Source organism: Paenibacillus sp. 7523-1, from assembly GCF_002276415.1.
In the GTDB taxonomy this organism is placed as follows: Bacteria; Bacillota; Bacilli; order Paenibacillales; family Paenibacillaceae; genus Paenibacillus; species Paenibacillus illinoisensis_A.
The window spans coordinates 305,338-330,244 of record NZ_NPBR01000017.1 but is presented as its reverse complement, the minus strand read 5'-3'; the positions used below and the strand labels follow the sequence as shown (position 1 = coordinate 330,244).

20 protein-coding genes are annotated in these 24,907 nt (G+C 48.1%); 8 read left to right on the top strand and 12 right to left on the bottom strand.

The features are described from left to right. Positions 1–8: 8 nt before the first annotated feature. A complete protein-coding gene (locus CHH60_RS20040) occupies positions 9–251 on the bottom strand; it encodes an NHLP leader peptide family RiPP precursor (protein WP_095288899.1) in 243 nt (80 codons plus the stop codon). Between the two features lie 45 nt (positions 252–296). After that, a complete protein-coding gene (locus tag CHH60_RS20035) occupies positions 297–1,256 on the bottom strand; it encodes a hypothetical protein (RefSeq protein WP_095360786.1) in 960 nt (319 codons plus the stop codon). Between the two features lie 225 nt (positions 1,257–1,481). On the opposite strand from CHH60_RS20035, the gene CHH60_RS20030 reads away from it, so the two are divergent. Continuing rightward, entirely contained in the window at positions 1,482–2,213 is a 732-nt protein-coding gene (locus CHH60_RS20030) for a hypothetical protein (RefSeq protein ID WP_095360785.1), read from the top strand. A 123-nt stretch (positions 2,214–2,336) separates the two neighbouring features. On the opposite strand, the gene CHH60_RS20025 is transcribed toward CHH60_RS20030, so the two are convergent. Together CHH60_RS20025 and CHH60_RS20020 are read right to left on the bottom strand one after the other, a co-directional pair. Then, positions 2,337–3,587: an acyltransferase gene (locus CHH60_RS20025; protein WP_095360784.1), complete on the bottom strand. Its 1,251-nt coding sequence runs from the start codon at positions 3,585–3,587 to the stop codon at positions 2,337–2,339. Positions 3,588–3,708: 121 nt separating this feature from the next. Continuing rightward, positions 3,709–4,686: an LCP family protein gene (locus CHH60_RS20020; protein ID WP_095360783.1), complete on the bottom strand. Its 978-nt coding sequence runs from the start codon at positions 4,684–4,686 to the stop codon at positions 3,709–3,711. Between the two features lie 181 nt (positions 4,687–4,867). On the opposite strand from CHH60_RS20020, the gene CHH60_RS20015 reads away from it, so the two are divergent. The 3 genes from CHH60_RS20015 (at position 4,868) to CHH60_RS20005 (ending at position 8,673) form a co-directional block, all read left to right on the top strand. Continuing rightward, complete coding sequence (locus CHH60_RS20015; RefSeq protein ID WP_176476138.1) at positions 4,868–5,419, top strand: undecaprenyl-diphosphatase; 552 nt, start codon at positions 4,868–4,870, stop codon at positions 5,417–5,419. Positions 5,420–5,642: 223 nt separating this feature from the next. Further along, positions 5,643–7,379, top strand: a complete 1,737-nt coding sequence (locus CHH60_RS20010; protein WP_441339404.1) for a methyl-accepting chemotaxis protein — start codon at positions 5,643–5,645, stop codon at positions 7,377–7,379. A gap of 502 nt (positions 7,380–7,881) precedes the next feature. After that, positions 7,882–8,673, top strand: a complete 792-nt coding sequence (locus CHH60_RS20005) for a C40 family peptidase (RefSeq protein ID WP_095360781.1) — start codon at positions 7,882–7,884, stop codon at positions 8,671–8,673. Between the two features lie 135 nt (positions 8,674–8,808). On the opposite strand, the gene CHH60_RS20000 is transcribed toward CHH60_RS20005, so the two are convergent. After that, positions 8,809–9,717, bottom strand: a complete 909-nt coding sequence (locus CHH60_RS20000) for an ArsR/SmtB family transcription factor (RefSeq protein WP_095360780.1) — start codon at positions 9,715–9,717, stop codon at positions 8,809–8,811. A 177-nt stretch (positions 9,718–9,894) separates the two neighbouring features. On the opposite strand from CHH60_RS20000, the gene arfA reads away from it, so the two are divergent. Next, positions 9,895–11,400: an arabinosylfuranosidase ArfA gene (gene arfA, locus CHH60_RS19995; RefSeq protein ID WP_095360779.1), complete on the top strand. Its 1,506-nt coding sequence runs from the start codon at positions 9,895–9,897 to the stop codon at positions 11,398–11,400. A gap of 79 nt (positions 11,401–11,479) precedes the next feature. On the opposite strand, the gene CHH60_RS19990 is transcribed toward arfA, so the two are convergent. The 3 genes from CHH60_RS19990 to CHH60_RS19980 form a co-directional block, all read right to left on the bottom strand. Continuing rightward, positions 11,480–12,253 (bottom strand): MBL fold metallo-hydrolase, encoded by a 774-nt coding sequence (locus tag CHH60_RS19990; protein ID WP_095360778.1) that lies wholly within the window; start codon positions 12,251–12,253, stop codon positions 11,480–11,482. 161 nt (positions 12,254–12,414) lie between these two features. After that, a complete protein-coding gene (locus CHH60_RS19985) occupies positions 12,415–14,274 on the bottom strand; it encodes an ABC transporter ATP-binding protein (protein ID WP_441339403.1) in 1,860 nt (619 codons plus the stop codon). Then, positions 14,261–16,009, bottom strand: a complete 1,749-nt coding sequence (locus CHH60_RS19980; protein WP_095360777.1) for an ABC transporter ATP-binding protein — start codon at positions 16,007–16,009, stop codon at positions 14,261–14,263. Before CHH60_RS19980 ends, CHH60_RS19985 begins: the two co-directional genes overlap by 14 nt. A 356-nt stretch (positions 16,010–16,365) precedes the next feature. Here CHH60_RS19980 and CHH60_RS19975 point away from each other — a divergent pair, with 356 nt between their 5' ends. Further along, positions 16,366–17,289: an S-layer homology domain-containing protein gene (locus CHH60_RS19975; protein ID WP_095360776.1), complete on the top strand. Its 924-nt coding sequence runs from the start codon at positions 16,366–16,368 to the stop codon at positions 17,287–17,289. A gap of 141 nt (positions 17,290–17,430) precedes the next feature. On the opposite strand, the gene CHH60_RS19970 is transcribed toward CHH60_RS19975, so the two are convergent. Both CHH60_RS19970 and CHH60_RS19965 read right to left on the bottom strand, forming a co-directional pair. After that, positions 17,431–18,954, bottom strand: coding sequence for a glycoside hydrolase family 43 protein (locus CHH60_RS19970; RefSeq protein WP_095360775.1), 1,524 nt, complete (start codon positions 18,952–18,954; stop codon positions 17,431–17,433). Between the two features lie 12 nt (positions 18,955–18,966). Then, a complete protein-coding gene (locus CHH60_RS19965; RefSeq protein WP_095360774.1) occupies positions 18,967–20,649 on the bottom strand; it encodes an ABC transporter substrate-binding protein in 1,683 nt (560 codons plus the stop codon). A 248-nt stretch (positions 20,650–20,897) separates the two neighbouring features. Between CHH60_RS19965 and CHH60_RS19960 the strand changes: the two genes are divergently transcribed. Continuing rightward, positions 20,898–21,767, top strand: a complete 870-nt coding sequence (locus CHH60_RS19960) for a helix-turn-helix domain-containing protein (protein ID WP_095360773.1) — start codon at positions 20,898–20,900, stop codon at positions 21,765–21,767. A gap of 71 nt (positions 21,768–21,838) precedes the next feature. Continuing rightward, positions 21,839–22,684, top strand: coding sequence for an EcsC family protein (locus CHH60_RS19955; protein WP_095360772.1), 846 nt, complete (start codon positions 21,839–21,841; stop codon positions 22,682–22,684). A 106-nt stretch (positions 22,685–22,790) separates the two neighbouring features. Here the strand turns inward: CHH60_RS19955 and CHH60_RS19950 are convergent, their stop codons facing one another. Together CHH60_RS19950 and queF are read right to left on the bottom strand one after the other, a co-directional pair. Next, positions 22,791–24,065, bottom strand: a complete 1,275-nt coding sequence (locus tag CHH60_RS19950; protein WP_095360771.1) for an MFS transporter — start codon at positions 24,063–24,065, stop codon at positions 22,791–22,793. A 287-nt stretch (positions 24,066–24,352) separates the two neighbouring features. Then, positions 24,353–24,826, bottom strand: coding sequence for a preQ(1) synthase (gene queF, locus CHH60_RS19945; RefSeq protein WP_095289120.1), 474 nt, complete (start codon positions 24,824–24,826; stop codon positions 24,353–24,355). Positions 24,827–24,907 lie beyond the last annotated feature (81 nt).

The window sequence follows — 24,907 nt, the reverse complement described above, 5'->3', positions numbered from 1 at the left end:
TTGGGTATTTAGGTTCTCCAAGGTCCGCAATTCACGTCATAATTCACTTTGGAGGGATTGGGTGGAATGACAAGAACATAATCATTCTGCTGTTCTTCTACTGTACGGATCTTGACGTTGTCGGGAATATCAATACCGAATGCATCGCGAAGTGCCTGCTTTGGATTGGAATGCAGCTGTTGTCTGAAATGTTCATCGGTCCAGGCCTTTTCAATAATATCCTCATGCATTGTTCTCTCAGATACCATCATCGTTCAACAATCCCTTCTTAATATAGAATATGAACTTTCACAGTGTCATGACTTCCCTTGTGGGTTTAAGGCATGTTCACTGATCCAGTAATGAAACCCGCCTTGATGAAGCATTTTTTTATGCTGCTTGATTGCCTCGACAGCTTGTACAAGTGTTTGACATAAATGCGTATTAAAGGACAATAGGTGCGGAATGCCTGAGTTAGACGATGCCAATATGTCATGATATCGGTAAGCTATGTCTACATAAGAGTACATAATTGGTGTGCTGTACATATTATCCCGGATACGCTCGCTTAGCGGCTGTTCAGGATAAGTTAGTTGTAGAGCAGAAGAAATATGAGAAAGGAAACTATTATAATTTCCCTGCGCAGCATCTTGATCCATGTCATTGAAATCATCTGTCATCTGGAGGGTCATGAGTGCGATGTTAACAGCAGAACACACCGCAACAATTCGGTCTTTTTGTTCAAGTAAAAGAAGAGCACCAGCAGCTCCCAGTTGAAGGGGAGCAGCCTTTTGGGCGATTAGAAGTGGGTTTTCTTTGAAGTAATCCAGCGACTTCTCGCCGTTAACACTAACAGCCCAGTCCGTTACATATTGTCTGAAATACGTCCAAAACAGGGAAGACGGGCAAAATAAATCCGAGTAGATACGCAAAGCATCCATGTAGTATAAATTACCCAAGGATAACTTCAATGTGCTGTCGTCAGGACGTTCATCCATCACTTCATCCTGATTGAGAAAATACAGCATATGAATCAGACAGGCCGTGCTTAACTTGTGTGCAGTCTGTGGAGGGAGTCCGTCTGAAATCTGCATCCAGAGCGGAATAATGTAGCCAATATAGCTGTGACCTGAATCGCGTAACAGGGGATTAATGGAGTGAAGTTGTTTCAGTGCATGTTCTGACAGGGATTCAGGATAGTTCTGAACCAGCTGCTCGGCAGCAGCGAACACCACCTCCAAATCGGATCTAAACGGATCAAGCCATTCTCTCCGCATCGTTTGTTTACGCCCTTCCCACAATAAAATAATTAAGGACTATTCGACTAGATCATGGAGTTATACCCAGTATAGCGGATATGAATTGAAAAAAATAGGATCTTTTGTGATGAATTGTGAAATATTTGATGACTTTTTGTATTTTTATGGGATAAAAACAGGTGGATTAGGCTCAAACTAGGTGTAGACCACAGTATTTCGACATGCGAAAGGCGGAAAACAAATATGAAGCACCCATGGAAAACATGGCTTGTAAGCAGTTTGGCAGCCATGCTCATATTAGCAGCAACGGGAAATACTGCCTCAGCCAGTGCGGCAGAAAAGCCTGACAGCACCGGAATGACAAATCCGGCAGCTTCCCAGCATGACAAACAACCTTGCATGCAGGCAAGCCATGGATTATTTATGATTGGTGAAACTGCCGATCTGCTCGGCATTGGACTCCGAGATCTGAAGGAGCAGATGGAGCTAGGCAAGACATTGAGCCAGATTGCCAAGGAGCGCAAAGGTCTAAGCGAAGAGCAGCTGTTACAGAAGCTTAAACCATCCCTAGTGAAACGTCTGGATCAAGCTGCTGCAGAAGGCTGCTTAACCAAGGAACAGGTCTCGGCAGCCAAGGCTGGCATGGATGAAAAGTTGAAAAAGGTCATCAATACCCCGCTTAGAGAGCTGCGTAGGGAGTTTGCAGGTCATGGTAGAAAACATCCTTCCTTGAACCACAAGGCGATTGCTCAGTTTATCGGCATTACGCCGGAACAGCTCCATGAGCAGTTAAAAAGTGGCAAGTCTCTTGCTGAGGTTGCCAAAGCACACGGGATTAGTGAAGCACAGCTCATTGACAAGCTGAAGGAAGAGTTGACGGGTGATCTGCAGCGGCTCGTGAACCGCAAGGGCGGGGTACATCCGGTTCCGCGGGAGCAAGCACCGGGGCATCCGGCTTCGACCGAGTCAGAATAATTTATGTATATGCAGGGCGCCTTGTCTTCCTTGGAAGACAGGCGCCCTATTTCTCGTCATCATAGGTATATAACGAGGTTGACTGAGGTTTACTTTACTAGATTATGCAACGTGATCAGCCTTCTAGCTTGTTTCGGAAGAACGCCTTGCACTCAGTGGTGTAACTGGTCCGGCTTTAAGCCGAGGCTCTGCAGAATCGGATCCTTTACCAGACAAGTTCCTGCTCTTCTTACGCTGTAAACCAACCGTATAACGGGAACCCGGTAATCGGGATAGTCCATAGCTAATGGCCAGCGCTGTGGCAGCTGTCACCAGAAATGACAGCAAGGTTACGGGCAGATGCCAGCCGCCAAGCTGGAGTGGTCTGGTGAAATAGGCGATCGCATAGATAACCAGAGCATGCACAAGATATCCACCGAACGAATAGCGGCCGATCCAGGTGAGCGCACTCAGAAATTTTGTTGTTTTGCCTCGTAATAGGACAAGGAATCCATATAACATGAACATCTGCGCGATAATAATAATGAACGTTGTCGGTTTCAGATATGTCGATATATTAAGATTAACTACATCCCCAGACCCTCTGAGCACATCGTAACCCAGCCAGAAGTACATGCCAATAAAAAGACTGATCATCCATGGGAGTGCACGAATGGTCCAGTTTCTCCAAGTGTCTACAGCCCAAGCGCAAACTGCCCCAAGTAAGAAATAGAACCAGTACATCACCCAGGAGTAGGAACGATACTCCAGCAATGTCGACCAGGGCTTCGCAAGGGCTGCTGTCCAGCTGGCCATGTCGTAATAGGACCACTTCATTAGCAAGCTATACATTCCTGCTGCAAGCAGAACAAGCAATAGAACGGAATGCATGCGGGTTATTCTGGTGATTTTGGTAAGCTGGCTGTTCACGAATTGAACCCCGAGCCGGAACAAAGGAAATAACACATAAAACTGAAAAATCATAATGACAAACCAGAGATGATATCCTGTCTGAGGGATGAAAAGCTCGCGGATCAAGCTGTGGACATCCGGCGTGCCCGAGAGCCAAAATGCAGGTGTGAAAAGGCGAACAGACAGCCAGTAGATCAGTGTCCAGAGAACAAAGGGGACATAAATATCCCCAAATCGTTTTCGGATGAATGGACGGTATTCCGGCTTGACCTGACGATGATGATAAAAAAGCATCACACCGGACAAAAAGACAAAGGTTGGCGTTCCGAACCTGGTGAGATGATAGATCATGGTCAGCATGACGGAATCCGGTTGTTCAATATCTGAACGATAGATATATTCCGCGATATTATGCTGCATGACGATGGCAAGAAACGCGATCCCGCGCAGCTGCGTCCACTCTTCTATACGCGGTTTACCCAAGATGGCCCACCTCCTTCCAATACACAACATCATTAAAGGGTACTATCTCAACATTAAGAGGAGATTAAATGGTGAAAATAGGATAGAAAAACGGCGACCCCAAAGGCCGCCGCTTTTCTATTTATTGTTGCTCTGCCTGAGCATCTTCCTCGAACAAATTTTGAATGAATGCCTGGAGTTTATTTTTATCCACGCCCAGAACCTGAGCGGAACCCGCAAGCTCGTTGGTTAACAATTTATTAGGTGGAATCTGTTGTTTGTCCACTTCATTAGCATTAATGTCAAACCCGAGCGAGGCCAGCTTCAGCATCTGCGTAGGGCTGAGGTCTGTTTCGATATAAGGGGCAACCGCCTCCAGGATCTCCGGAATTTTGAAGAGGGAGGTAGTGCTTTGCAGCTTCTTGGCAAGCTCGGTCATGAAGATTCGCTGCCGTTCGGTGCGCGTGAAGTCCGATGTGGCATCATGCCGAAAACGAACATATTGGAGGGCCGTTTTGCCGTCCATATGCTGAAGTCCTTTTTTGAGATCAATATCATACATATGTTTGTCAGCTTTGCTGGTGTAGTACATGTCTTTTTCTACATCAATATCAATGCCACCTACAGCATCGACAAGGGCCATGAAGCCAATGAAGTCCGTGTATACGTAATGCTGAATCGGAATGCCAAGCAGATTGCTTACCGTTTGTTTGGTCAATTCAGCGCCCCCGTAGGAAAAAGCTGCGTTAAGCCGGCTTTTGCCATGCCCAGGGATATCCACATATGTATCTCGCAGGACAGAGAATAAATGTGCCCGTTTGGACACCGGATCAATGGAAGCCACCATGACCGAATCTGAGCGCCCTGCATCATCACCTCTGGAGTCACCCCCGAGAAGCAGGATGTTTACGCGTTCCTTTCCTTCCCACTTGGGAATTGGTGTTGTAGTAGTGTCTGTACCAGGGTCTGCCTGAGGATTGGATGTAGACGATGAGGAAGTACCTGAAGCGGTTGAGATGCTATTGGCAAAATGTACAATGGAATATCCGTAATATACGAGGACACCTGTTACGGCAAGCGCCAGGGTTAGGGTTGTCCCCAATAACCATTTTTTAAGCATAATCTTCACCTTTCTATTGTTGAACTGATATGTAACCCAAATTATTTTAACAAAAAGTAAGAGAAATGTCCCCTTTGATTTCGAATATTCGGTCAGTCGGTGCATTGTTTGACAAATAGTTGGTGGGTATTATAGTGTAAAAACGAATCACGTTTTATGTCATGGAGGTATGAACGCAATTATGAATCAATCTGTTTTTAACTGGATCAACCAGTTTGCGGACCGGGTTCCGCTTCTGGACTGGTTTATGATCACTTCAGCAGAATATGCCGTGTGGATTATGATAGCCCTTCTGGTTATTGTCTGGTTTCTGGGTAATCCGGCCAAGCAGCGTATTGTCTTTTATGCATGTGTAGCATCTATTGTGGCTCTTGTTCTTGCCAAGTGGGGCATTTCACCAGCCGTTGGTCATCCAAGGCCATTTGTGGAAGGGAATGTACATCAGCTGGTGCCGCATGTGCCGGATCCATCTTTTCCAAGCAAGCATGCTTCCTTTGTCTTTGCACTTGCTGCCGCTTCGTTTTTCATCGGACGTCGTTTCGGATGTTGGATGCTGCTGCTGGCCGTGCTGACCGGGGTATCGCGTGTATATGTAGGTGTGCATTATCCGGGAGATATTCTTGGCGGTTTCATTCTGGGCAGTTTGGTCAGTGTCATTCTGATCACGACGCGTAACTATACAAAGTCGGTTCCTGATTTCTTTATCCATATCCATCGGAGAGTTTTCCGTTAGAATAGCGTTTATGATGTGGGGACGAGGGGTTGGGCGATATATACATTAAAGTCTTGAGTTTTTGGCTGGGCCAAAGACTTGAGGCTTTTTTTTGGTTTTAAGGACGAAGTTACATGAAATTTATGAAAATTAAACCTCAAATATCTACAATTCATGTCGATAGATGTCGATATACTATTCATACGTATTGGTTTGGTTTATGGCCAAGTTGGGAGTGGGGAACATGAAAAGCACGCGGGGGAACGCGTTAGGGAAAATGAGATTGACCATTCGGATGAAATTGTTGGCTGGGTTTCTGGTTGTGGTAGCTCTGCTTGCCTTCGTAAGCACTTATGCTTTGATTCAGATTCAAGGGATGTCCAATACTTCTGAAGAGATCGATCAGACGTGGATGCCAAGCGTGAGCCTGCTAGGTACGATGAATGGCGATGTTTCAGACGTGGAGCGTCAGGCTCTTGCAGCCATTGTTGAGACGGATGAGAATTCAATCGCAGAGATAAGTGAATCTTTAGAGCAGCTCCAAATCAAGATTGAAGACGAGCGTAAACAGCTTATTGAGTTAGTCAAGGGCAGCGATGAGGCCATGGCGCTATATGATACGTTCAGTACGAACTATGATGCCTACTTGGCCAAAATGTCTGGATTTGTCGAACGAGGTATGGCTAACGACTTTGATGAAGCTAGCAGGCTGCATTCAGAGGCATTTCTATTATGGGATACAGCCAATGATACTATTGCTCAGCTGATTACGATGAGTAATGAATTAGCAGGGCAAGCCACAGCGGATTCATTGAACGAAGCAAATAGCGCCTTTATTATCATTTTAGTGGTAACGATTATTGCCTTCCTGATCGCCGTCTTTATCGCTTTCTTCATTGCAAGTATCATCTCGAGACCAATTCAGAAGATGAACGAATCGGCAATGCTGATTGCAAACGGTGATCTAACGGGTGAAATGATCACGCTGAAAAACAAGGATGAACTGGGCACGCTGGCTGCTTCCTTCAATACCATGACGGGTAACTTGCGTGCAATGATTCAGTCCGTTTCCGTGACTTCCGAGCAGGTAGCTGCTTCTTCGGAAGAACTGCTGGCGAGTGCCGAGCAAAATACGCAAGCATCGGAGCAAATTTCCGCAACTGTGGAACAGCTCGCTGTGGGCACATCTGACCAGGTGAATATCGTGAAACGTTCTTCGCAGGCGATGAGCGAAATGGCCATTGGTTCAGAACAGATTGCAGAGCTTGCTCAGAGTGTATCCGTATCGGCTGTAGATGCAGCGAATCAATCGGCTGAAGGAAATATGATTATCCAGCAGGCTGTGGATCAAATGGGATCGGTACGTACGTCCATTGCTTCACTAACAGAACTCGTAACCGGTCTTGGAGAACGTTCTGCAGAGATTGGAAGCATTACGGAGGTCATCAACAATATTGCTCGTCAAACCAACCTTCTCGCATTGAATGCTGCGATTGAGGCCGCACGTGCAGGTGAACACGGACGAGGTTTCGCCGTTGTTGCCGGAGAAGTTCGTAAATTGGCCGAAGAATCATCGGAATCCGCACAGAAAATTACGGACCTGGTGCAGCTCATTCAGAATGACACGAACCATGCGGTACAGGCCGTAAAAGTGAACAGTAGTGAAACAGAAGCCGGAATAGAGATGGTAACTGCGGCAGGACAAGCCTTTGAGCAAATCTCAGAAGCAGTCAACAAGGTCGCAGGTGAAATTCAGGAAGTATCTGCCGGATCGGAAGAAATGTCAGCAAGTACGGATGAAGTGGTTCGATATGTGGATCAGATCTCCAATATTGCTGAAGAAGCGTCAGGCGGGGTGCACAATGTATCTGCGGCAACCGAAGAACAGCTAGCTTCCATGGAAGAGATTGCGTCATCGGCTGGTTCTCTCTCCAATATGGCCGAAGAATTGCAAGAACAGATCAATAAATTCAAAGTATAGAACAAACATACGAGAGACTGTTACTTCAGGCGCGAGCAGCGTCATAAGTAACAGTCTTTTTTGTACCCTGAGCTGGACGTGACCTGTTAAAAGTAAGGCAGAAGAGAGCAATCATTGGAAACCACTTGGTACAAAATAGGCGAATTGACGCTGCTTCTAATGTTTTTTGCGAGTAGTAATGTTTACCACTTATGGAATATGTGATTTTAAAAGTAGGTCTATTGACCTATCATCTGATTTGGTTCATTGAACGGGCTGTAATAGCTGGAAACGAAGTGTTATCAAATAGTTACAATATTTTAACCTTTAGAAATTGCTTAATATTCATGCAGTTATTCATGTTGATGCTGGTTCAACTCCTGATCCTTAGTGCTCAATAAGCCTGAGGTGAATACAGGACTTTGGTCTGATGATCACGATGGACAGCCCGTTTACAATGGGGCAAGCCCGGAGAGAACGAAGCCAGGTTAAAATTCTGTAACATCAGGGGGAACACGACATCATGAACTGGAAAAGTAAGATCATTACCGCAAGTCTAACAGCAACGATGCTGATGGGAAGTCTGACGACAGGAGCACTAACGGCACCGGTATCCGCAGCAACAGCCGAAAATGCCAAGCTGAAAGTGATCTGGGGAGTTAACATGCGTACTTCACCATCATCTTCTGCGAGTGTTGTTCGTATGGTGGGCAAAGGGGAAACCATTACCGTACTTCAGAAATCTGGATCCGCATGGTATAAAGTAAAAGATTCAAGCAACCGGACAGGATACATATCCTCTTCATCTAAATACACCAAAGCCGTTAGCGGCAGCACAACAACATCGGGTTCCAGCAGCACTTCTGTAACAGGCAGCGCCGCTGTGGAGAAAGTTATTGCTGCTGGCATGAAATATTGGGGCACGCCTTATGAGTTCGGAGCGAGCAGAAACAGTACGGCTACGTTCGATTGCTCCAGCTTTGTCCGCCAGGCATTTATCGATGCACTTGGAGTCAAGCTTCCTGCAGATTCACGCCAGCAGGGAACTTATGTAAAAGGCAAAGGTTCTGTTAAGACGGATTGGAAAAAACTCAAGCGTGGAGATTTGATGTTCTTTATGTCTTATAAAGGCACGAAAGCTTCCTCATATGCTGGGGTGAACAAGTCTACGGCAAGAATTACGCATGTCGGAATCTATCTTGGCGACGGAAAAATACTGCACACCTATTCCAATGCTGGTGGCGGAGTAACGACCAGCGACATCTCGGGCAAGCACTGGGAATATCGCTTCCTGTATGGCGGGAGTGCACTGTAAGATCAGTAAAGGCCAGTTTTGAGCTCTCGTAGAATAAATGTGTATCATGAGAACAAAAAAATGTGGATACAGCAAAAAGACCTTCCATCATCGCCGAATAGGCAGATGGAAGGTTTTTTGTATTTTCTGAGACCTCTAATCCTGGTAGTAGAGACGGAACAGTATATCCTGATTATAGTTGCCGAATCCCTCACCGTATAAGGTAAGACCTCCTACATGCTGGGCATCTTCTTCTACCGACAATCGCAATGTCCATTGATTGCGCTCGACCGGAATATCCGAGAGTGTTACTTCAGAGACACGCTGCCCATCAATAAATGTACCTTCCTGCGTGATCCGCAGCACTTTCAGCATGCCGTACTGATTGACACTTTCACTCCACCAGTCTGGCGTGAATACGCCACGGCCATTCCCCGAATCACCTGGGCTAGTCCATTCACCGACCTGTATTCCGTTGAGCATAAAGGTAATATCGGAGGGCCAATTGGGATTGACCGAAGGCGCCTCTGAACCGATCTCCAGCGATAATTCAATCGAGTTGATCTGCTGTCCAGATAAGAGGTAGTTTGGAATTTTGTATTCCACAAATCCGTGTCCGAACCAGAGAATATTAGCGTGCATTCGCTCGGGATCCAGGAAGTACCGCGGGTCATCATATTGTCCGATCACATGATTGACTGTAGCCAGGCCGCAGGTGGGATACACGTCAAAATGGGTATAGTGCCCGACAGGTATAGCAACCTCATGCACCTTGTTCGACATACCGGTATCCTGTGGCATGGAGATGCCGATCCAGTCGATCGCAAGGCTGTTCATTTTGTGGGTACCGCCGTCCTTGCGGACCATTTTGGATTGAATGATGCCGACATTCTGCAGCTTGCGAACGTGCATCGTTACAATAGCACTGCTTAGCCCAAGTGAGGCGGCGATATCTTTTACGTTCATCGGGTTCTCGGCAACAAGTCGTATAATCTGCAAGCGCACTTCACTGGCAAGTGCTTCGTATAAGGGCAGCCATTCGGCATCCGTATTTGCTCTAATCATGGGGTTCCTCCATTATTGAATATAGAATTAAGTTAAACATAAATCCATCAAAAAGAATAACATTTTTAAAAATTCAGGTTGAAATTAGGGTTGTAATCGATTTTAATATAAATATGAACGTTGATCCATAGATTATCAATTAATTTTTTTATTAATCTTAAGGAGCTGAACTTCACGATGGTAAAAGCAAAAATGACGGTAGACAAGGATTTCACGATTGGTGCAGTCGATAAACGCTTATACGGTTCATTCATTGAGCATCTCGGACGTGCCGTATATGGCGGTATTTATGAGCCGGGGCATTCCTCTGCGAACGAAGCGGGATTCCGCACGGATGTGCTGGAGATGGTCAAGGAGCTGCAGGTGCCGATTGTACGCTATCCTGGGGGTAACTTTGTATCCGGTTACAATTGGGAAGATTCCGTAGGTCCCGTTGCAGAACGTAAACGCAGACTTGAGCTGGCTTGGAGAACCATTGAGACCAATGAATTCGGTTTCAACGAGTTCGTGGATTGGTCCAAACTTGCGAATTCCGAAGTCATGATGGCCGTCAATTTGGGGACACGGGGCGTAGATGCAGCCCGGAACATCGTGGAGTACAGCAACCATCCGGAAGGTTCATATTATAGTGATCTGCGGATCAAGCATGGTTACAAGGAGCCGCATGCGGTCAAAACCTGGTGCTTGGGTAACGAGATGGACGGTCCATGGCAGATCGGTCACAAAACGGCAGAAGAATATGGACGGGTTGCGCTTGAAGCAGCGAAAGTCATGAAATGGACTGACCCAACTATTGAACTGGTTGCCTGCGGAAGTTCGTCACTGGGCATGCCAACGTTCCCAGAATGGGAAGCAACTGTGTTGGATCATACCTATGATCATGTGGAATACTTGTCACTCCATCAGTATTATGGCAACGCGGATGATGATACGCCTACGTTCCTGGCGCGTTCGCTGGAGATGGATCGGTTTATTGAGACCGTCATGGCAACCTGTGATTACATCAAGGCGAAGAAGCGCAGCAAGAAAACAATGTATCTGTCTTTCGATGAGTGGAACGTATGGTATCATTCCAATGAAAGTGACAGGAAGCTGGATCCGTGGCAAATTGCACCCCCGCAGCTGGAGGATGTATACAACCATGAAGACGCGCTGCTTGTAGGCTGTATGCTGATTAGCATGCTTAAGCATGCGGATCGCGTGAAGATGGCCTGTCTCGCACAATTGGTCAACGTTATCGCGCCGATCATGACGGACACAGGTGGTGCTGCCTGGAGACAGACCATTTTCTATCCGTTTATGCACGCTTCCGTCTTTGGACGTGGAACAGCACTTGTGCCATTAATTCATTCAGCGAAGTATGATACGAAGCAAATTACGGACGTGCCGTACCTGGAAGGTATTGCGGTGCATAATGAAGAGCAGGGTGAAGTAACAGTATTTGCCGTGAACCGTCACCTGGAAGATTCTCTGCAGCTTGAAGTCGATCTGCGCAGCTTCGGACAATGCAGCCTGCTGGAGCATATCGTACTGGAAAGTGATGACCTCAAAGCCGTGAATACGGCTGCACAGCCGAATCGGGTGGCTCCACATAACCGCGGCGGGGCAGAAGTGTCAGGCACCCTGGTTACGGCAAGTCTGGCGAAGGCTTCCTGGAACGTGATTCGTTTGAAAATTCAATAAATAAGTTCCATATAGAAAAGGATGTTTCCGTCATTTCGTGACGGGAACATCCTTTTCTTACTATTCACATTAACGCTTCTTACACCAGCTCCGATTTTGAATCAAATACGAAACTTTCGCCATCCCGAGGAATGAGAACCTGCCCGTCTAAATGTTCGGAAGCCAGATAACTGGCCAGATCCGTGCGGGACATCATGCAATGGTTAATAGCATCCATATGAACGGCGATGACATGTGCATCCGGTGCATGCCGTTTCACTGCAGCTACATCCGGTCCGTCCATGGTGATTGGATCACCCTGGGTAAAACGGGCACCCCCCGCGTTCACAACGATCACTTCCGGTTGGTATCGCTCTATGGCCTCGGCCGGTTCTTCGCACCAGATCGTGTCCCCGGCAATATACGATACGGGTTCGGCATCAGCCTCAAGCACAAAACCGGACACCTTGCCCATCCGCTTCGCGATTTCTCCCGTGCCATGCTGGCCTGAAGTTCGTGCAAAACGCACGGAATGGAACTCATATTTCTCATCCACCGGATGAACGCTCGTAAAACCGGCTTTGATAAATATATTCTCATCACCAGGCTGACACAGCAAAGGCACGTCCTTGCGGAGCCGTTCCGCTGCAACTGCATCCCAGTGATCGATGTGGGTATGGGTAACAATCACCAAGTCCGGATTGGTGTACTCGGTCTCTGTTTCCGGCAAGGCAGCTCTCGGATTACGTAGATCATTAGGGGTGTTGGGAAAAGCAGGCATCTCTTCAGGATCCATCAACATCGGATCAACCAGAATATTCAGACCGGCATATTCAAGCCACAGGGTGGCATGACGAATCAATTGAATTTTCATTACATCTGCACTCCTTCAAGATAGGTATATATTCTCCTATATGGTATACAACCCGTTTTCGCGGTAAATAACACGCATAACCAAGAACTCATCCTTATCATCATCTGCCCCGAACACAAATCATGCCGCACTGCAGCGCAGGCGGCACAGATTGGCATTCATTACCCAGGAATTGCCGTGTCACCACCGGTCTCTCGTGCATGGGCATACAGATCGGCGTAGATGCCTTCGGCTTCGATCAGATGCTGATGCGAGCCTTCCTCGACAATCTCGCCATGCTCCATGACCAGAATCCGGTCTGCGTGCATAACGGTAGACAGGCGATGTGCAATGACAATCGTGGTTCGACCATGAGATACCGTTTCCAGTGCCTGCTGCACCAGCTGCTCGGTATGGGAATCCAAATTGGCGGTTGCCTCATCAAGAATGAGTATACGGGGCTGGAATACGACAATGCGGGCAAAAGAAATTAACTGACGTTCCCCGGCAGACAGACCGCTACCGCGTTCCGATAGGCGGGTATCGTATCCCTGCGGCAGTCGTGAGATCATGGCGTGTGCCCCGACAAAACGGCACGCTTCGATTGCCTGTTCTCTCGTAATATCCTCCCGAAACATGCGGACATTGTCAATAATGGAGCCTGAGAATAGAAAAGGCTCCTGCTGGATAAGCCCCACAATACGGTGCAGCTTGGCCTGAGGCAGCTGCCTGATATCCGTGCCGTCGATTTCAATACTGCCCTCATTGACATCGTAGAACCGATTGAGCAGGGAGATCAGTGTGCTTTTGCCAGCTCCCGTTGTACCCACAATGCCGACCATTTCGCCTGGATAGAGATGCAGATTCAGATGCTGAATGAGTGGGCGGTCTGCCCGGTAGCCGAATGACACATCGTTAAAATCAATTTGTCCCATCACGTCCCGGGGGTCCAGTGAAGAAGTGGTCTCTGCTTTTGGATCTGCGACCTCGGGTTTGGTATTCAGAATGTTCCAGATCCGATCCATGGACACGGTAGTGGACTGGAACGTATTCCATTGCATCGTAATCTGGTTGATCGGCTGGAAGAACTGGCGGATGTAGCTGATAAATGCATAAAGTACACCGACCTGCAGCGATTCACCCAGCACGGCGCGTCCGCCAAGCCATACCATCATCACCAGGGCGGCATTGCCCAGAATGTCAAACGTCCGGTTGAAGATGACATTGGAACGGGCCTGGGTAATGTTGGCCTTCAAGTGTAACTTGTTTTGCTCTGTGAAGCGTTTCTTCTGTTCCTCTTCCTGGTGAAAAGCCTGAATGAGAAACATGCCGGATAGGTTCTCCGCCGTAAAAGCAATCAGGCGGGAGAGACGGGTACGGGCATTTTGATAGGCCTGGCGCAGCTTGCTGCGAAACAGGATCGCCACAATGGCGATAACGGGCAGTACAATCAGCGAGTAACCTGCGAGCACTGGATCCAGCTGAAACATGAAGAAGATAATAAGCACCAGCATCATGCCATCCCGAATCAGACTGAGCAGAACCTGGGTGAAGAAACTGCTGATCGTCTCCGTATCGCTGGACACATTCGTGACCAGACTCCCGATATGAAAGCGGTCGAAGAAGGACATGGACATTTTGGAGATGTGCCGGAAGAGATCTTTGCGAATGCGGGAGACGATGTTCTGACCGACATGCTGCAGCAGGTTGTTTTGTATATAGGTAAAAATAAAGCTGATTACAGCCAGTGCCAGATAGACGGCAGCCAGTTTAATAAGAAATCCTACGCTGGTCTGGCCGATCGCCAGATGGTCATCTATAGCGATTTTGACCAGATATGGCTGGAGCAGGTCGGCAGAGATCCCAAGCAAGGAGCATAAAAAGATGCCCAAAAAAGCAAATCGATGAGGTCTGGCGTAGCTCATCATCGCTTTAAACGATGAACGCTTGCTGAGTTCTCTCTCTGTGCCCGAACCCGCATGGTTCCCGGATGAGACCTGAGGTTCGGTGCTCGCTTTGGCGCCAGTCTTATGATCCTTCATGATGCAATCCCTCCTCCTGCAAACGATAGGTCGCGGCGTACAGGCCCTCAGCGGCCATCAATTGCGAGTGCGTGCCTTGTTCAGCGATGTGTCCCTCATCCAGCACAATAATTTCATCCGCATGACGGACGGCGCTGATGCGATGGGAGATAATCAGGGTTGTTTTGCCTTTGCCAATTTCCTTCAGGCTGCGCAGAATGCCACTTTCCGTTACCGCATCAACGGCGCTCATGCTGTCGTCGAGAATAAGGATCTGAGCCTTCTTGATCAATCCCCGAGCCAGGCTGGTTCGCTGACGCTGACCGCCGGACAACGTTAGTCCACGTTCACCGAGCAGGGTGTCGAATTGATCCGGGAAGCGAATAATGTTGTCGTAGATCATGGCCTGCCTTGCACTGCGTTCCACGGTGTCCAGCGGTACCTCCCGGTCACTGAAAGCGATATTGTCTCGAATGGTGGTGCTGAACAGGAAACCATCCTGAGGGACATAGGCAATGCGGGAACGAAGACTTTCCAGCGACAGCTGCCGAATGTCTGTGCCATTCATACGAATCGTGCCTTCAGGCGGTTCATATGTACGAAGCAGCAGTTTGACCAGGGTACTTTTGCCAGAGCCGGTCTTGCCCACAATGCCTACGGTCTGTCCTGCGGCAATCTTCAGACTGATGTGCTTAAGAGCAGAAGCTGAGCTCCCGGGGTAGGAGAAGGACAAGTCTTCAATGGCGATCTCGTTCACGGCGTTCAGGGTTTTAGCCCCGGGGACTTCCCGGACATCCGGCTTTTCTGTCAGCAGATCGTTAACCCGTTCAAGGGACGCTCCCGATCGCTGCATGGTATTAATGACATTGCCAATCTGCTGAAGCGGTCCCATAATAATCCGCAAATATAGCGTCAACGCGACAAAGCTTCCGAGTGTAATGGAATTCTGCATCGTCAGAATACCGCCGATTAGCAGAGAAACAACGAGCGAGATGGCCCCAAGCAGTGGCAGCAGTGCTTGAAACAGGGAAGAGAGTCGCACGAGTCGCAATTGTTTTTCCTTAATGGCATCTACAGTTGCGCCGAATCGCGCACGGGCACTGTCTTCAATGGCGAACGTCTTCGTCACGCGAATTCCGCCGAGCTGCTCTTCCGCAGATTCGGTCATGCTTGCAAGGGCATCCTGTACATCACGAGAACGCTTGCGGATGCGGGGGCCAAAGAACACAACCAAAAAGGGTATGGCCAGCAAGGGAATGATACTGATCAGAATCAGGCTCATTGGAATGCCGCTAAGCAGCATCATGACGATACAGGAGATCAGCAGAAATGTGGCATTTGTCGTCATTGTCACCCCGTTGGAGATGGCTTCGCGCACGGAGGTAACGTCATTCATGACATAGCTGAGCAGTTTCCCGTTTCCCTGCTTGGAAAAGTAGTGCTCGCTCAATTCGGAAAACTTGCCGAAAATGCGTTCGCGCGTCATGAATTCGAAGCGGCGTCCAAGCCGCATAATCATGAACTGTCCTGTTCCGAAGAGAAGGTTGTAGGCGATGGCGATGGCCAGAAGCCATAGGCTGTAACGGATGACCGTATTCATTTGAAGCGTATTTTGCATGAGCTGGTCTGTGAAACTGCCCAGAATACGGGGCAAAGAGGCCTGACCGACATTGGAGGCAATGATCAGCACAACGGCAGTTAGATACACGGGCCAGTTGGAGACGACATAGCTTCGAAGCAATCCTGTCTTGGACATATCTCGGGTTCTCCTTTGTTCGGGTGAAAGTTAGGTAAGGTACGGAGGCAAGAAAAGGGCCGACACCTATAATTAGCGCGTCGTGCCCTCTTACTTTATGCGATCCAGTTTGCTATTTATCCGTTAACGAATGATTTCTTCTTTTCTTATTTTTGCGCTAATTCGTATCATTGTCAACGAAGCCGGGAAGAAGGGCATGAAAGTGAAAATTCGCAGGCCATGCAGACATGTATATGTAGTTTTTTGCACAAGATTACCCTAATGTCGAATTCTCTGAAACATTTTCTGAAGGTGTCCCGTCTGTAGGATTGAAGAAGTCAAAAATAGGGTTTACTAAACTTAGGAGGTGCCAGGAAATGAAACATAAAAAAGGATTGGCTGCAACACTTGCGCTTTGCGTTTCTCTGACGGCAGGAGGTGCTTCTGTATTCGCTTTTTCGGACGTAACCGATGAAGGGCAAAAAAATATTGTTGATTCCCTGAAATCCAAAGGGGTTGTCAGTGGTGTAACGGCAGATCTGTTCCGTCCGGACCAGGCGTTGTCCGAGCCGCAGGGTGTTCAATTGATCGTGAAGGCATTTGGATTGAAAAATGAATATGCTGCCGCTTCCGCTCAAAATAAAATCAGTCCGGATACCTGGTATGCAGATGCTGTACAGGCTGCAACCCAGAATGGCCTGTCCATCCCGGTAGAGTTGAATCCGCAAGGCAAGATGACACGTGAGCAATTTGTTATTTTGCTTCATGAAGGCATTAACACAACCGGGAATTATCCGGTTATTATGAAGTATAATTTTGTTAAGGACGAAAATAAAATCGGTAAGGACGCCATATCTGCAGTCCAGAACCTGCTGAACATGAACATCATTGAACTGGATAAGGACGGCAACTTCCGTCCAGATCAGTCGCTTACCCGTATGGAGGCTGCAAGCATGATCTTCAATGCACTTGAATTTGTAGATAGACACGGCAATGGTGGCTCGGCTGAGCCAGCTCCAGAGACTCCAGGGGAAGGCCAGCAAGCCATCGTACCTGAAGTGACGACAACTAAGGTTGATGACAAAACAACCAAAGTGAAGCTCACTGCTGAAATGCCTCATCCTGGTTATGGTTTGAAGATTGATGACGTCAAACTGGAGAAGGATGGACGTGCGATCGTGCTGTATTCCATCGTTCAGCCGGATCCGGACATGATGTATCCGATGGTTATTACGGAAGTTACGGCAGAGACGGATATTCCAGCCAGGTATACCGCTGAAGTACAGCCTTCTGGCAAGTAAGACCCATTGTTTTTGGAATGAACCTCGTTAGATTGATAATGTAAGAAATAACTCCATCGCTCGAAGATACTTAAAACCCACCGCGGCCAGATCAACATGGACGGTGGGTTTTTGGTGTGTTTGGATGCAGTTTATCAATGGTTAGTCCTGTATTTCCTCTTGCGGCTCATAGTCGAACCAATCGAATTGAGCTGGCGTGCCCGTTCCAGATGGAGCATGGGCATACATGGCGATGATGATGCCGGTGAAGCCGCCTGCCACTTCAGTGGAGAGCAGATGGGTTTCGCCAGATCCGATCAGAATGTCCTCCCCCAAGTCGTGCTGCAGGAAAAACGTGAATTGATTACGATCTGTCTGAATTTTTAATCTGACGGGGCCTGTTCCACAGTCGTGAACCTGTTCAGTTTGTAATGAACCTACGGTTCGGCGGAAAATAACTTTCTTCTCTCCATGAATCTGCTTCATCGCCAGATCGTAATGATATTTTCCATTCATGAAGACTGTTAATCCGGCCTCTTCTTCTTCCTGCAGCGGCTCGTAGTCCAGACTGGCAGCGATGCTGCATTGGAAATGACTCAAGCGCCGCCCAACAAATGCGGGATTCCCCTGATCATGAAGGGAGAGGGAGTTACCACATAAGGTCAAGCGGCCCGGATTCGAAGTTAGTGACCAGCTGCCGGGAGCCGGGTTTCGCAGGAACACCCAGCCCGGCCCCAGTGTGGGCAGGTCAAAATGGTCCCGAACTGCTGGCGATGGCCACGGCGTTTCAGGCAGCTGCGGTCCAGTCATGACAGGCTCGATATGCCCGTTATCGCCGATGATAGGCCATCCATCTTCCGTCCATGTGACTGGGGCAAGAAACGTCTCACGTCCCAGATGATGCCGCAGCGGATAGGCAGCAGGACGAATGCCGAGGCAGACCGCCCACCAGCTTCCATCCTGAATCTGGATAAGGTCTGCATGCCCTGTAGCATGGATGCTGGTCTTCATGCTTCGATTGGACAGGATCGGATTGGCGGGACATGCTTCATATGGACCATAGGGATCGTTGCTGCGGGCAATGGTAACCATATGACCATATTCCGTGCCACCTTCAGCAATCATCAGATAATACATGCCATTTACTTTGTACAGATGGGGTGCCTCAGGTGCGGCTCCTCCTGTTCCTTTCCAGATTAATCGGCTGTCGGTTAATCGTTCTCCTGTCTCGATATCAATCTCGCACTGATAGATGCCTTCACCTTCTGCACCGTTACAGGCAGATTGGAAGTATATCCGGTCATGTTCATCGAACAAAAGGGAGGGATCAATGCCTTTCTGATCAACATAAACGGGTTCCGACCAAGGGCCTTCAGGCTGACGGCTGCGTACATACAGGTTGCCACCTGCACTTACATTGGTCGTGATCATATAGAACCAGCCGTCATGATGCCGAAGGGTTGGCGCATAGATTCCCCCGGAAACCCATGCATTTGCCAGTACAATCTGTTGGTCGGAGGTTAGCACATGGCCAATCTGCCGCCAGTGGACCAGATCTCGGCTGTGGAATATGGGCACTCCTGGAGCATATTCGAAGGTGCTGGTCACCAGGTAATAATCTTTATCTACCCGGCAGATACTCGGATCAGGATAAAAGCCGGGTATGACGGGATTGCTGTATTTCATCATGTATTACTCCTATTCATTCCAAAGTTTAACGCGGTCCTGGACGTACTTGGTAAATCCCTGTTCCATTTGCTCAACGCCGGCATCAATCAGCATCTGCTGATAGTCATTCCAGATGGTTTCAAATTCCTCCGGTTTGGCCATAATGGCCTGTGGGATCTGCTTCCATGTGATGTCCTTGACCTTGCTTGAGATGATGTTGATCTCGTCCTCGCTCGGCACGGAGATGTTCCATACGGCACCCCAAGGTTTGGAGGGAAACTCCGTTTCATTCGGGAACAAATCCATCCATGTTGTGGCACCATAGGCCTTGAGTGTTTCCTTATCGGCATCCGTATAATTTTCCACAATCTGCTCCGGGAAGTTCTTGGTGTAATAATTGCCGGTAGAGTCTTTGACACCATCTCCATAATGAGCACCGAGGTTCGTGTAAAATCCGATACCGGATTCCCTGCTGAACGCAATGTTATCATTCACGATACGTTCCTGTACTTCAACGGGGACAACACGGGTGCCACCCTTGACTTCATAATGCTTGCCTTCAATCCCCCAATTGTTCAGTACCTGGGCTTCTTCTGAAGCAAGGTAGTCCAGGAACTTGATCGCCCGGACCGGATCTTCGCAGTCTACGGTGATGCCTACACCCCAGCCAGCCATAAAGCCCGTTGATTGATAACGGTTATCCTTGTATTGATCCGATAACATGACGGAATAGTGTCCGTAAGTCTGGTCATTTTTCCCGGCAGCTTTCAATGCCTTTTCGCCATCAGCATAGCCCCAGTCCACATCGGTCAGGCCGATGACCCGGCCAGAAGCGACTTTGGACAGATACTGGTCATTCTTTTGCACAAACGACTCCTTATCGAGCAAACCGGTATTGTACATGTGGTTCAGCCACTGGAAATATTCCTTTTCACCTTCGGTGCGGAAATGATAAGAAGCCTCATAGGTTTCCGGATCGATGTAGTATTCACCGTCACCTGATTTGCCGGTCGTTTCGGCAGCCTGGTTCGTTACAGTAATCTGAATGTGCCAGTCATCCGCATTCAGCGTCATGCCGATGTTTGGATTGCCATTTTCATCAGTAGGATGCTTCTCCAGATAATTGCGGATGACATTCTCGTAATCCTGTAACGTTTTGATCTCTGGATATCCAGCTTCCTTCACGGCTCGATGCTGCAGCTGGAAGCCGCCGCCTGCGACGAAATTGACCCCATCAATCGCAGAGTATGTTGGAATGACGTAGATGGACGGATCATCGTTGCTGTAGCGAAGCCGCTTCATTTCATCCCCAAACAGTTTTTTGAGGTTGGGCGCATGCTCTTCAATCAGATCGGTTAGATCAAGCATGGCCCCGGCATCGATCAATTTGTCGAGATCCCCTTTGGGACTGATCAGATCCGGGTAATCTCCGCTTGCTGCGATTAGTGCCAAACGCTGGGAGGGATCCGACATGGCGAACTCCGCATTTAGGGTTACACCTGTTTGTTTGGTAATTTCCTTTCCGACATCATCCTGCATGTTGCTCCAATTCGGATTGGCATCTGCACCGAAGAAAGTGAAGGTTACCGGAGCAGTTTCATCACCACTGGAGCTGCCATTTGTTGCACCTTCACTGCTGCAACCTGCAAGCAAGCTTAATGAGAGTGTGAGCGCGACTGACCATTTGGGAATGTTTCTTATCGATTTAACCATGCTACCCCCCTGAAGTATTTGTATTTTTGAATGCGTTTGCAAAAATGATCTGAAAAAAAGATCAGACTGCCCGTAGAGCAGAATCATGATCATGTGTTTCTGATCGTATACACCTCCTCAATTCGTCATCCACTGCCGTCTCTACATGATGAATTATATCGGGGGAGTACAGTGGAAACCTTGATTTTTCGGTCCTGGAGTAGCATGATATAGACATCAATCCAACCGGAATCGTGGAGGAGAAACGATTGAGCAGCACGTATCTGAACTGGTTTACATCTGACTTGCAGTTTCCATTTTATATTCAGTACGGTGGACATGAGGAGGATACCGAACTGCATCAGCACGTCGATTTTTCGGAGCTTGTGATCGTGCTGAACGGTAATGCCACGCATGTTGTACATACGGAGGAGTATTTTATCAAAAAGGGCAATGCCTTTGTTATTAACGGCTCCACACCTCATGCTTACAGGGACCCTCATGACTTTAAAATCTGCAATATAATGTTTAGACCGGAGATGCTTGCATCCATTGGACCGGATCTGAAGAAATCGAACGGGTTTCAGGCGCTGTTCGTCTTGGAACCATACTATCGCAATATTCAATCTTATCCTGGCAAGCTGGCGCTTCCCATTCCCAGTCTGGAGTATGTGGAATCGCTGATTGCTGTCATGATTGAGGAGTATCATGGCCAGCTGCAGGGATATCAGACGATGCTGCTCTCGCGATTCACGGAGCTGGTCGTCTACCTGTCGAGGCACTATGATACGCAGGAAAAGGGGATGGAGGGCAACCATCTGATGCACTTGGCGAATGCCATATCCTATATGGAAGATCATTACCTGGAGCCGCTGACACTGGAGGAGATTGCAGGTAAATCCAGTATCTCGGTAAGGCACCTGAATCGGATCTTTCGCTCTTATTATCAGATGACGCCAATTGCTTATATGTTGACACTCCGACTGGAGAGAGCGTGCAGCTTGTTGAAACACAGCGGCCTGACCATAACCCAGATCTCCTATGAATGCGGGTTTAACGATAGCAACTACTTCACCCGTCAGTTCCGAAAGGCCTATGGAGTCTCCCCTAAGGTATACAGGCAAAATCACACGGATTAGTAACCAGAATCCTTTTTCAACGTATACAATCCATAGCTGAAGAATTAATCGAATATACAGGAGGATCACATATGGATTCACGTGAAACATTGGATCAGGAGCTTGAGCAGATCTTAAAGTGGGAAAAGGAACAGAAGGATTTATTCATCTGGGATAAAATCGGGCGTTTGCCATTTGCGATGCTGGATAAAGTCATGCCAAAAGCAATCAAACAGAAAATTGGCGATGCCCTGAACGAAGTTGGGCAGTATGTACAGAATGGCGGCAAATTTCTCGTTCAGAAAAAGAAGGTAGCCAAGCTTCTTCAGGAAGAAGCGGAGAGATCGGGTTACTCCATGAAAGACCATACCTATCGACTGGAAGAGGATGCCGAAGCAGAAGGGACTGCCAAAATTCATAGTGTGGAAAATCTGCCGCTTGAAGTGTTGGACCGCGTTGCTGACAACATTACGGAGAGCAGAACCAAATTTGCCGCAGCACAGGGTGCCGCAACAGGAATTGGCGGTATTGTAACGATCGCAGCAGATATCCCGATGGTGATGGGGCTTTCCCTGAAGGTACTGCAAGAGATGGCCTTATGTTACGGATATGATCCCGACGATCCCCAGGAACGGATATTCATTGTGAAGTGCCTGCAATTCTCCTCCGCCGACATTGTAGGCAAGAAGGCAATTATCGATGAACTGGCCGAGTATGACAATCCGGACAAGCAAGTACAGGTCGTTTCACAAATGCAGGGCTGGCGTGAGGTTTTCAATTCCTATAGTGAATCCTTCGGCTGGAAAAAGCTGTTCCAGCTTATCCCGATTGCCGGCATGGTGTTTGGTTCGGTAAGCAATAAAAATACGATTAGCGATGTTGCCGAAGCAGGTAAAATGTTATACAAAAAAAGGCTGATTCTTCAGCGCTTGAAGTAATAAACGATTAATGAATAAAAGGGCTCCCGCCAATCTGTATACCAGATTGAAGCAGGAACCCTTTTTGGCGTTTATTTAGGTTTATAGAAGTGTAGTAAGTGTATTTTTATTCCTCACTGCCGTTTTCATCTGCCCAGCGTTTCAGTACCTTATCCGAAGGCAGCAGGAAGGTAAATATGCCGATCAGCGGCAGGAAGCTGCACATCTGCATGACTGGAGATACACCGAACACGTCGATCCAGTTTCCCAGGACAAGCGCACCGAGTCCTCCCATACCAAATGCCAATCCGGTGATCAGACCGGAGACGGTTCCGATTTTGCCCGGAATGAGCATTTGAGCATAAACCACGGTCACAGAGAAGCTGGATAGCATGATGAATCCGATAATGGACAGCAGCACGCCGGTCCAGAACAGATTGGCATATGGCAGCAGCAGCGCCAGTGGAGCGGCTCCGGCCATCGACAGGAAGATCATATTGCGTTTGCCGAAGCGATCTGCCAGTGGACCTCCGAAGAACGTGCCGAGTGCACCAGCGGCCAGGAACAGGAAGATGTAGATCTGTGCATCCTCTGTGGAGAGGCTGAACAATTCCTTCAGATTAAACGCATAGAAGCTGCCGATGGAAGCGACATACCATGAACGAACAAAGACGAGCAAAATCAGAATCGTGATGGCAGCAGCTATCTTTTTGCGAAGTGCGGGATTTGGAGCACGACGGGCAGCCGCCTGTTTGCGAAGATAACCTCCGGATTGCAGCATGCGGCCGTACCAGCGGGCAATATAGATCTGTACGGCAATCCCCATAGCTGCAATGCCGGTGAATCCAATGGCGCCGAACAAACCAAACGGGATGAAGATCCATCTCGTCAAGAGCGGAGCAAGAGACTGTCCAGCGTTGCCACCCACCTGGAAGATAGATTGAGCGAGACCCCGACGAGGCCCTGCGGCCATATGGGATACCCGGGAACCTTCCGGGTGAAAAGCGGCCGAACCAAGCCCGACAAAGATAACGGAAATCAGGACAGCCATATAACTGTCGGCAAACGCCAGCAGAAGCATGCCGGTGAACGTGAATCCCATGCCGATCGGCAATATCGAAGGCGTCGGCTTCTTATCTGCAAACCAGCCTACAACAGGCTGCATAATGGATGCGGTAAAGTTGATGGCGAAGGATATCCATCCGATCTGTGTGTATGTAAGATGCATGGAGTCTTTCAGGATTGGAAAAATAGCCGGAATGACAGACTGGATTGAGTCGTTAAACAAATGAACCAGACTGATGGCAATCAAGATCCGGTAAACGGTGCTCTGGGCATCCAATCCGGGTTGGTTTTTCGAACGCATGGCAGCGTCCTTGGATAATGAAGTTTGCATGGACATGTACTTTTCTCCTTTGGTCGCGGTCACGAAGGATCAGCGCCTGATAATGTAGTGTGCCTAAGCATATTGTTACATAATAGGATAGATTGTTGGAAGCGACAAGGGGAACAGGTGAAATATTGACATTCCATAGAATATATTAACCGCTCTTGATAAGTTCGATCGAACCTTTGAGCGATTGTGGGATTACACAAATAAAAGCCGAATTTCTTCGGAGTGAAGATTTCGGCTTTTAAGTGTTCTATTATTTTCAATATACTGCAGATCAGAACAGAAGTGCCGGAAAATTAACGGTTATCAATCGTTTCCGGATACATGTCATGATTCATCATGCGGTGCTCAGCCATCTGTTCATACTTGGTTCCGGGCTTGCCGTAGTTCGTATACGGATCAATGGAAATGCCGCCGCGCGGCGTAAATTTGCCCCAAACCTCAATATAACGAGGATCCATCAGCTTGATCAGGTCATTCATGATAATATTCACACAATCCTCGTGGAAATCCCCATGGTTGCGGAAGCTGAACAGGTACAGTTTAAGCGATTTGCTCTCTACCATTTTCACATCGGGAATATAGCTGATATAAATGGTGGCAAAATCGGGCTGACCCGTGATTGGGCACAGGCTCGTGAATTCCGGGCAGTTGAATTTTACAAAATAATCGCGGTACGGATGCTTGTTATCAAAGCTTTCCAAAATGCCGGGATCATACTCGAACGTATATTTCACGCCCTGGTTACCCAGCAGCGTCACATCTTTCATTTCATCAGGTTGTCTTGTCAATTTGTTAACTCTCCTTGTTCCGTTCAAGCGCGAAGCTCTCCGGTATATGATACGAATTCC

Coding starts and splice junctions, on each gene's coding strand:
- CHH60_RS20040 (WP_095288899.1), bottom strand. CDS start 251: ATGATGGTATCTGAGAGAACAATGCATGAGGATATTATTGAAAAGGCC.
- CHH60_RS20035 (WP_095360786.1), bottom strand. CDS start 1,256: ATGCGGAGAGAATGGCTTGATCCGTTTAGATCCGATTTGGAGGTGGTG.
- CHH60_RS20030 (WP_095360785.1), top strand. CDS start 1,482: ATGAAGCACCCATGGAAAACATGGCTTGTAAGCAGTTTGGCAGCCATG.
- CHH60_RS20020 (WP_095360783.1), bottom strand. CDS start 4,686: ATGCTTAAAAAATGGTTATTGGGGACAACCCTAACCCTGGCGCTTGCC.
- CHH60_RS20015 (WP_176476138.1), top strand. CDS start 4,868: ATGAATCAATCTGTTTTTAACTGGATCAACCAGTTTGCGGACCGGGTT.
- CHH60_RS20010 (WP_441339404.1), top strand. CDS start 5,643: ATGAAAAGCACGCGGGGGAACGCGTTAGGGAAAATGAGATTGACCATT.
- CHH60_RS20005 (WP_095360781.1), top strand. CDS start 7,882: ATGAACTGGAAAAGTAAGATCATTACCGCAAGTCTAACAGCAACGATG.
- CHH60_RS20000 (WP_095360780.1), bottom strand. CDS start 9,717: ATGATTAGAGCAAATACGGATGCCGAATGGCTGCCCTTATACGAAGCA.
- arfA (WP_095360779.1), top strand. CDS start 9,895: ATGGTAAAAGCAAAAATGACGGTAGACAAGGATTTCACGATTGGTGCA.
- CHH60_RS19990 (WP_095360778.1), bottom strand. CDS start 12,253: ATGAAAATTCAATTGATTCGTCATGCCACCCTGTGGCTTGAATATGCC.
- CHH60_RS19985 (WP_441339403.1), bottom strand. CDS start 14,274: ATGAAGGATCATAAGACTGGCGCCAAAGCGAGCACCGAACCTCAGGTC.
- CHH60_RS19980 (WP_095360777.1), bottom strand. CDS start 16,009: ATGTCCAAGACAGGATTGCTTCGAAGCTATGTCGTCTCCAACTGGCCC.
- CHH60_RS19975 (WP_095360776.1), top strand. CDS start 16,366: ATGAAACATAAAAAAGGATTGGCTGCAACACTTGCGCTTTGCGTTTCT.
- CHH60_RS19970 (WP_095360775.1), bottom strand. CDS start 18,954: ATGAAATACAGCAATCCCGTCATACCCGGCTTTTATCCTGATCCGAGT.
- CHH60_RS19965 (WP_095360774.1), bottom strand. CDS start 20,649: ATGGTTAAATCGATAAGAAACATTCCCAAATGGTCAGTCGCGCTCACA.
- CHH60_RS19955 (WP_095360772.1), top strand. CDS start 21,839: ATGGATTCACGTGAAACATTGGATCAGGAGCTTGAGCAGATCTTAAAG.
- CHH60_RS19950 (WP_095360771.1), bottom strand. CDS start 24,065: ATGTCCATGCAAACTTCATTATCCAAGGACGCTGCCATGCGTTCGAAA.
- queF (WP_095289120.1), bottom strand. CDS start 24,826: ATGAAAGATGTGACGCTGCTGGGTAACCAGGGCGTGAAATATACGTTC.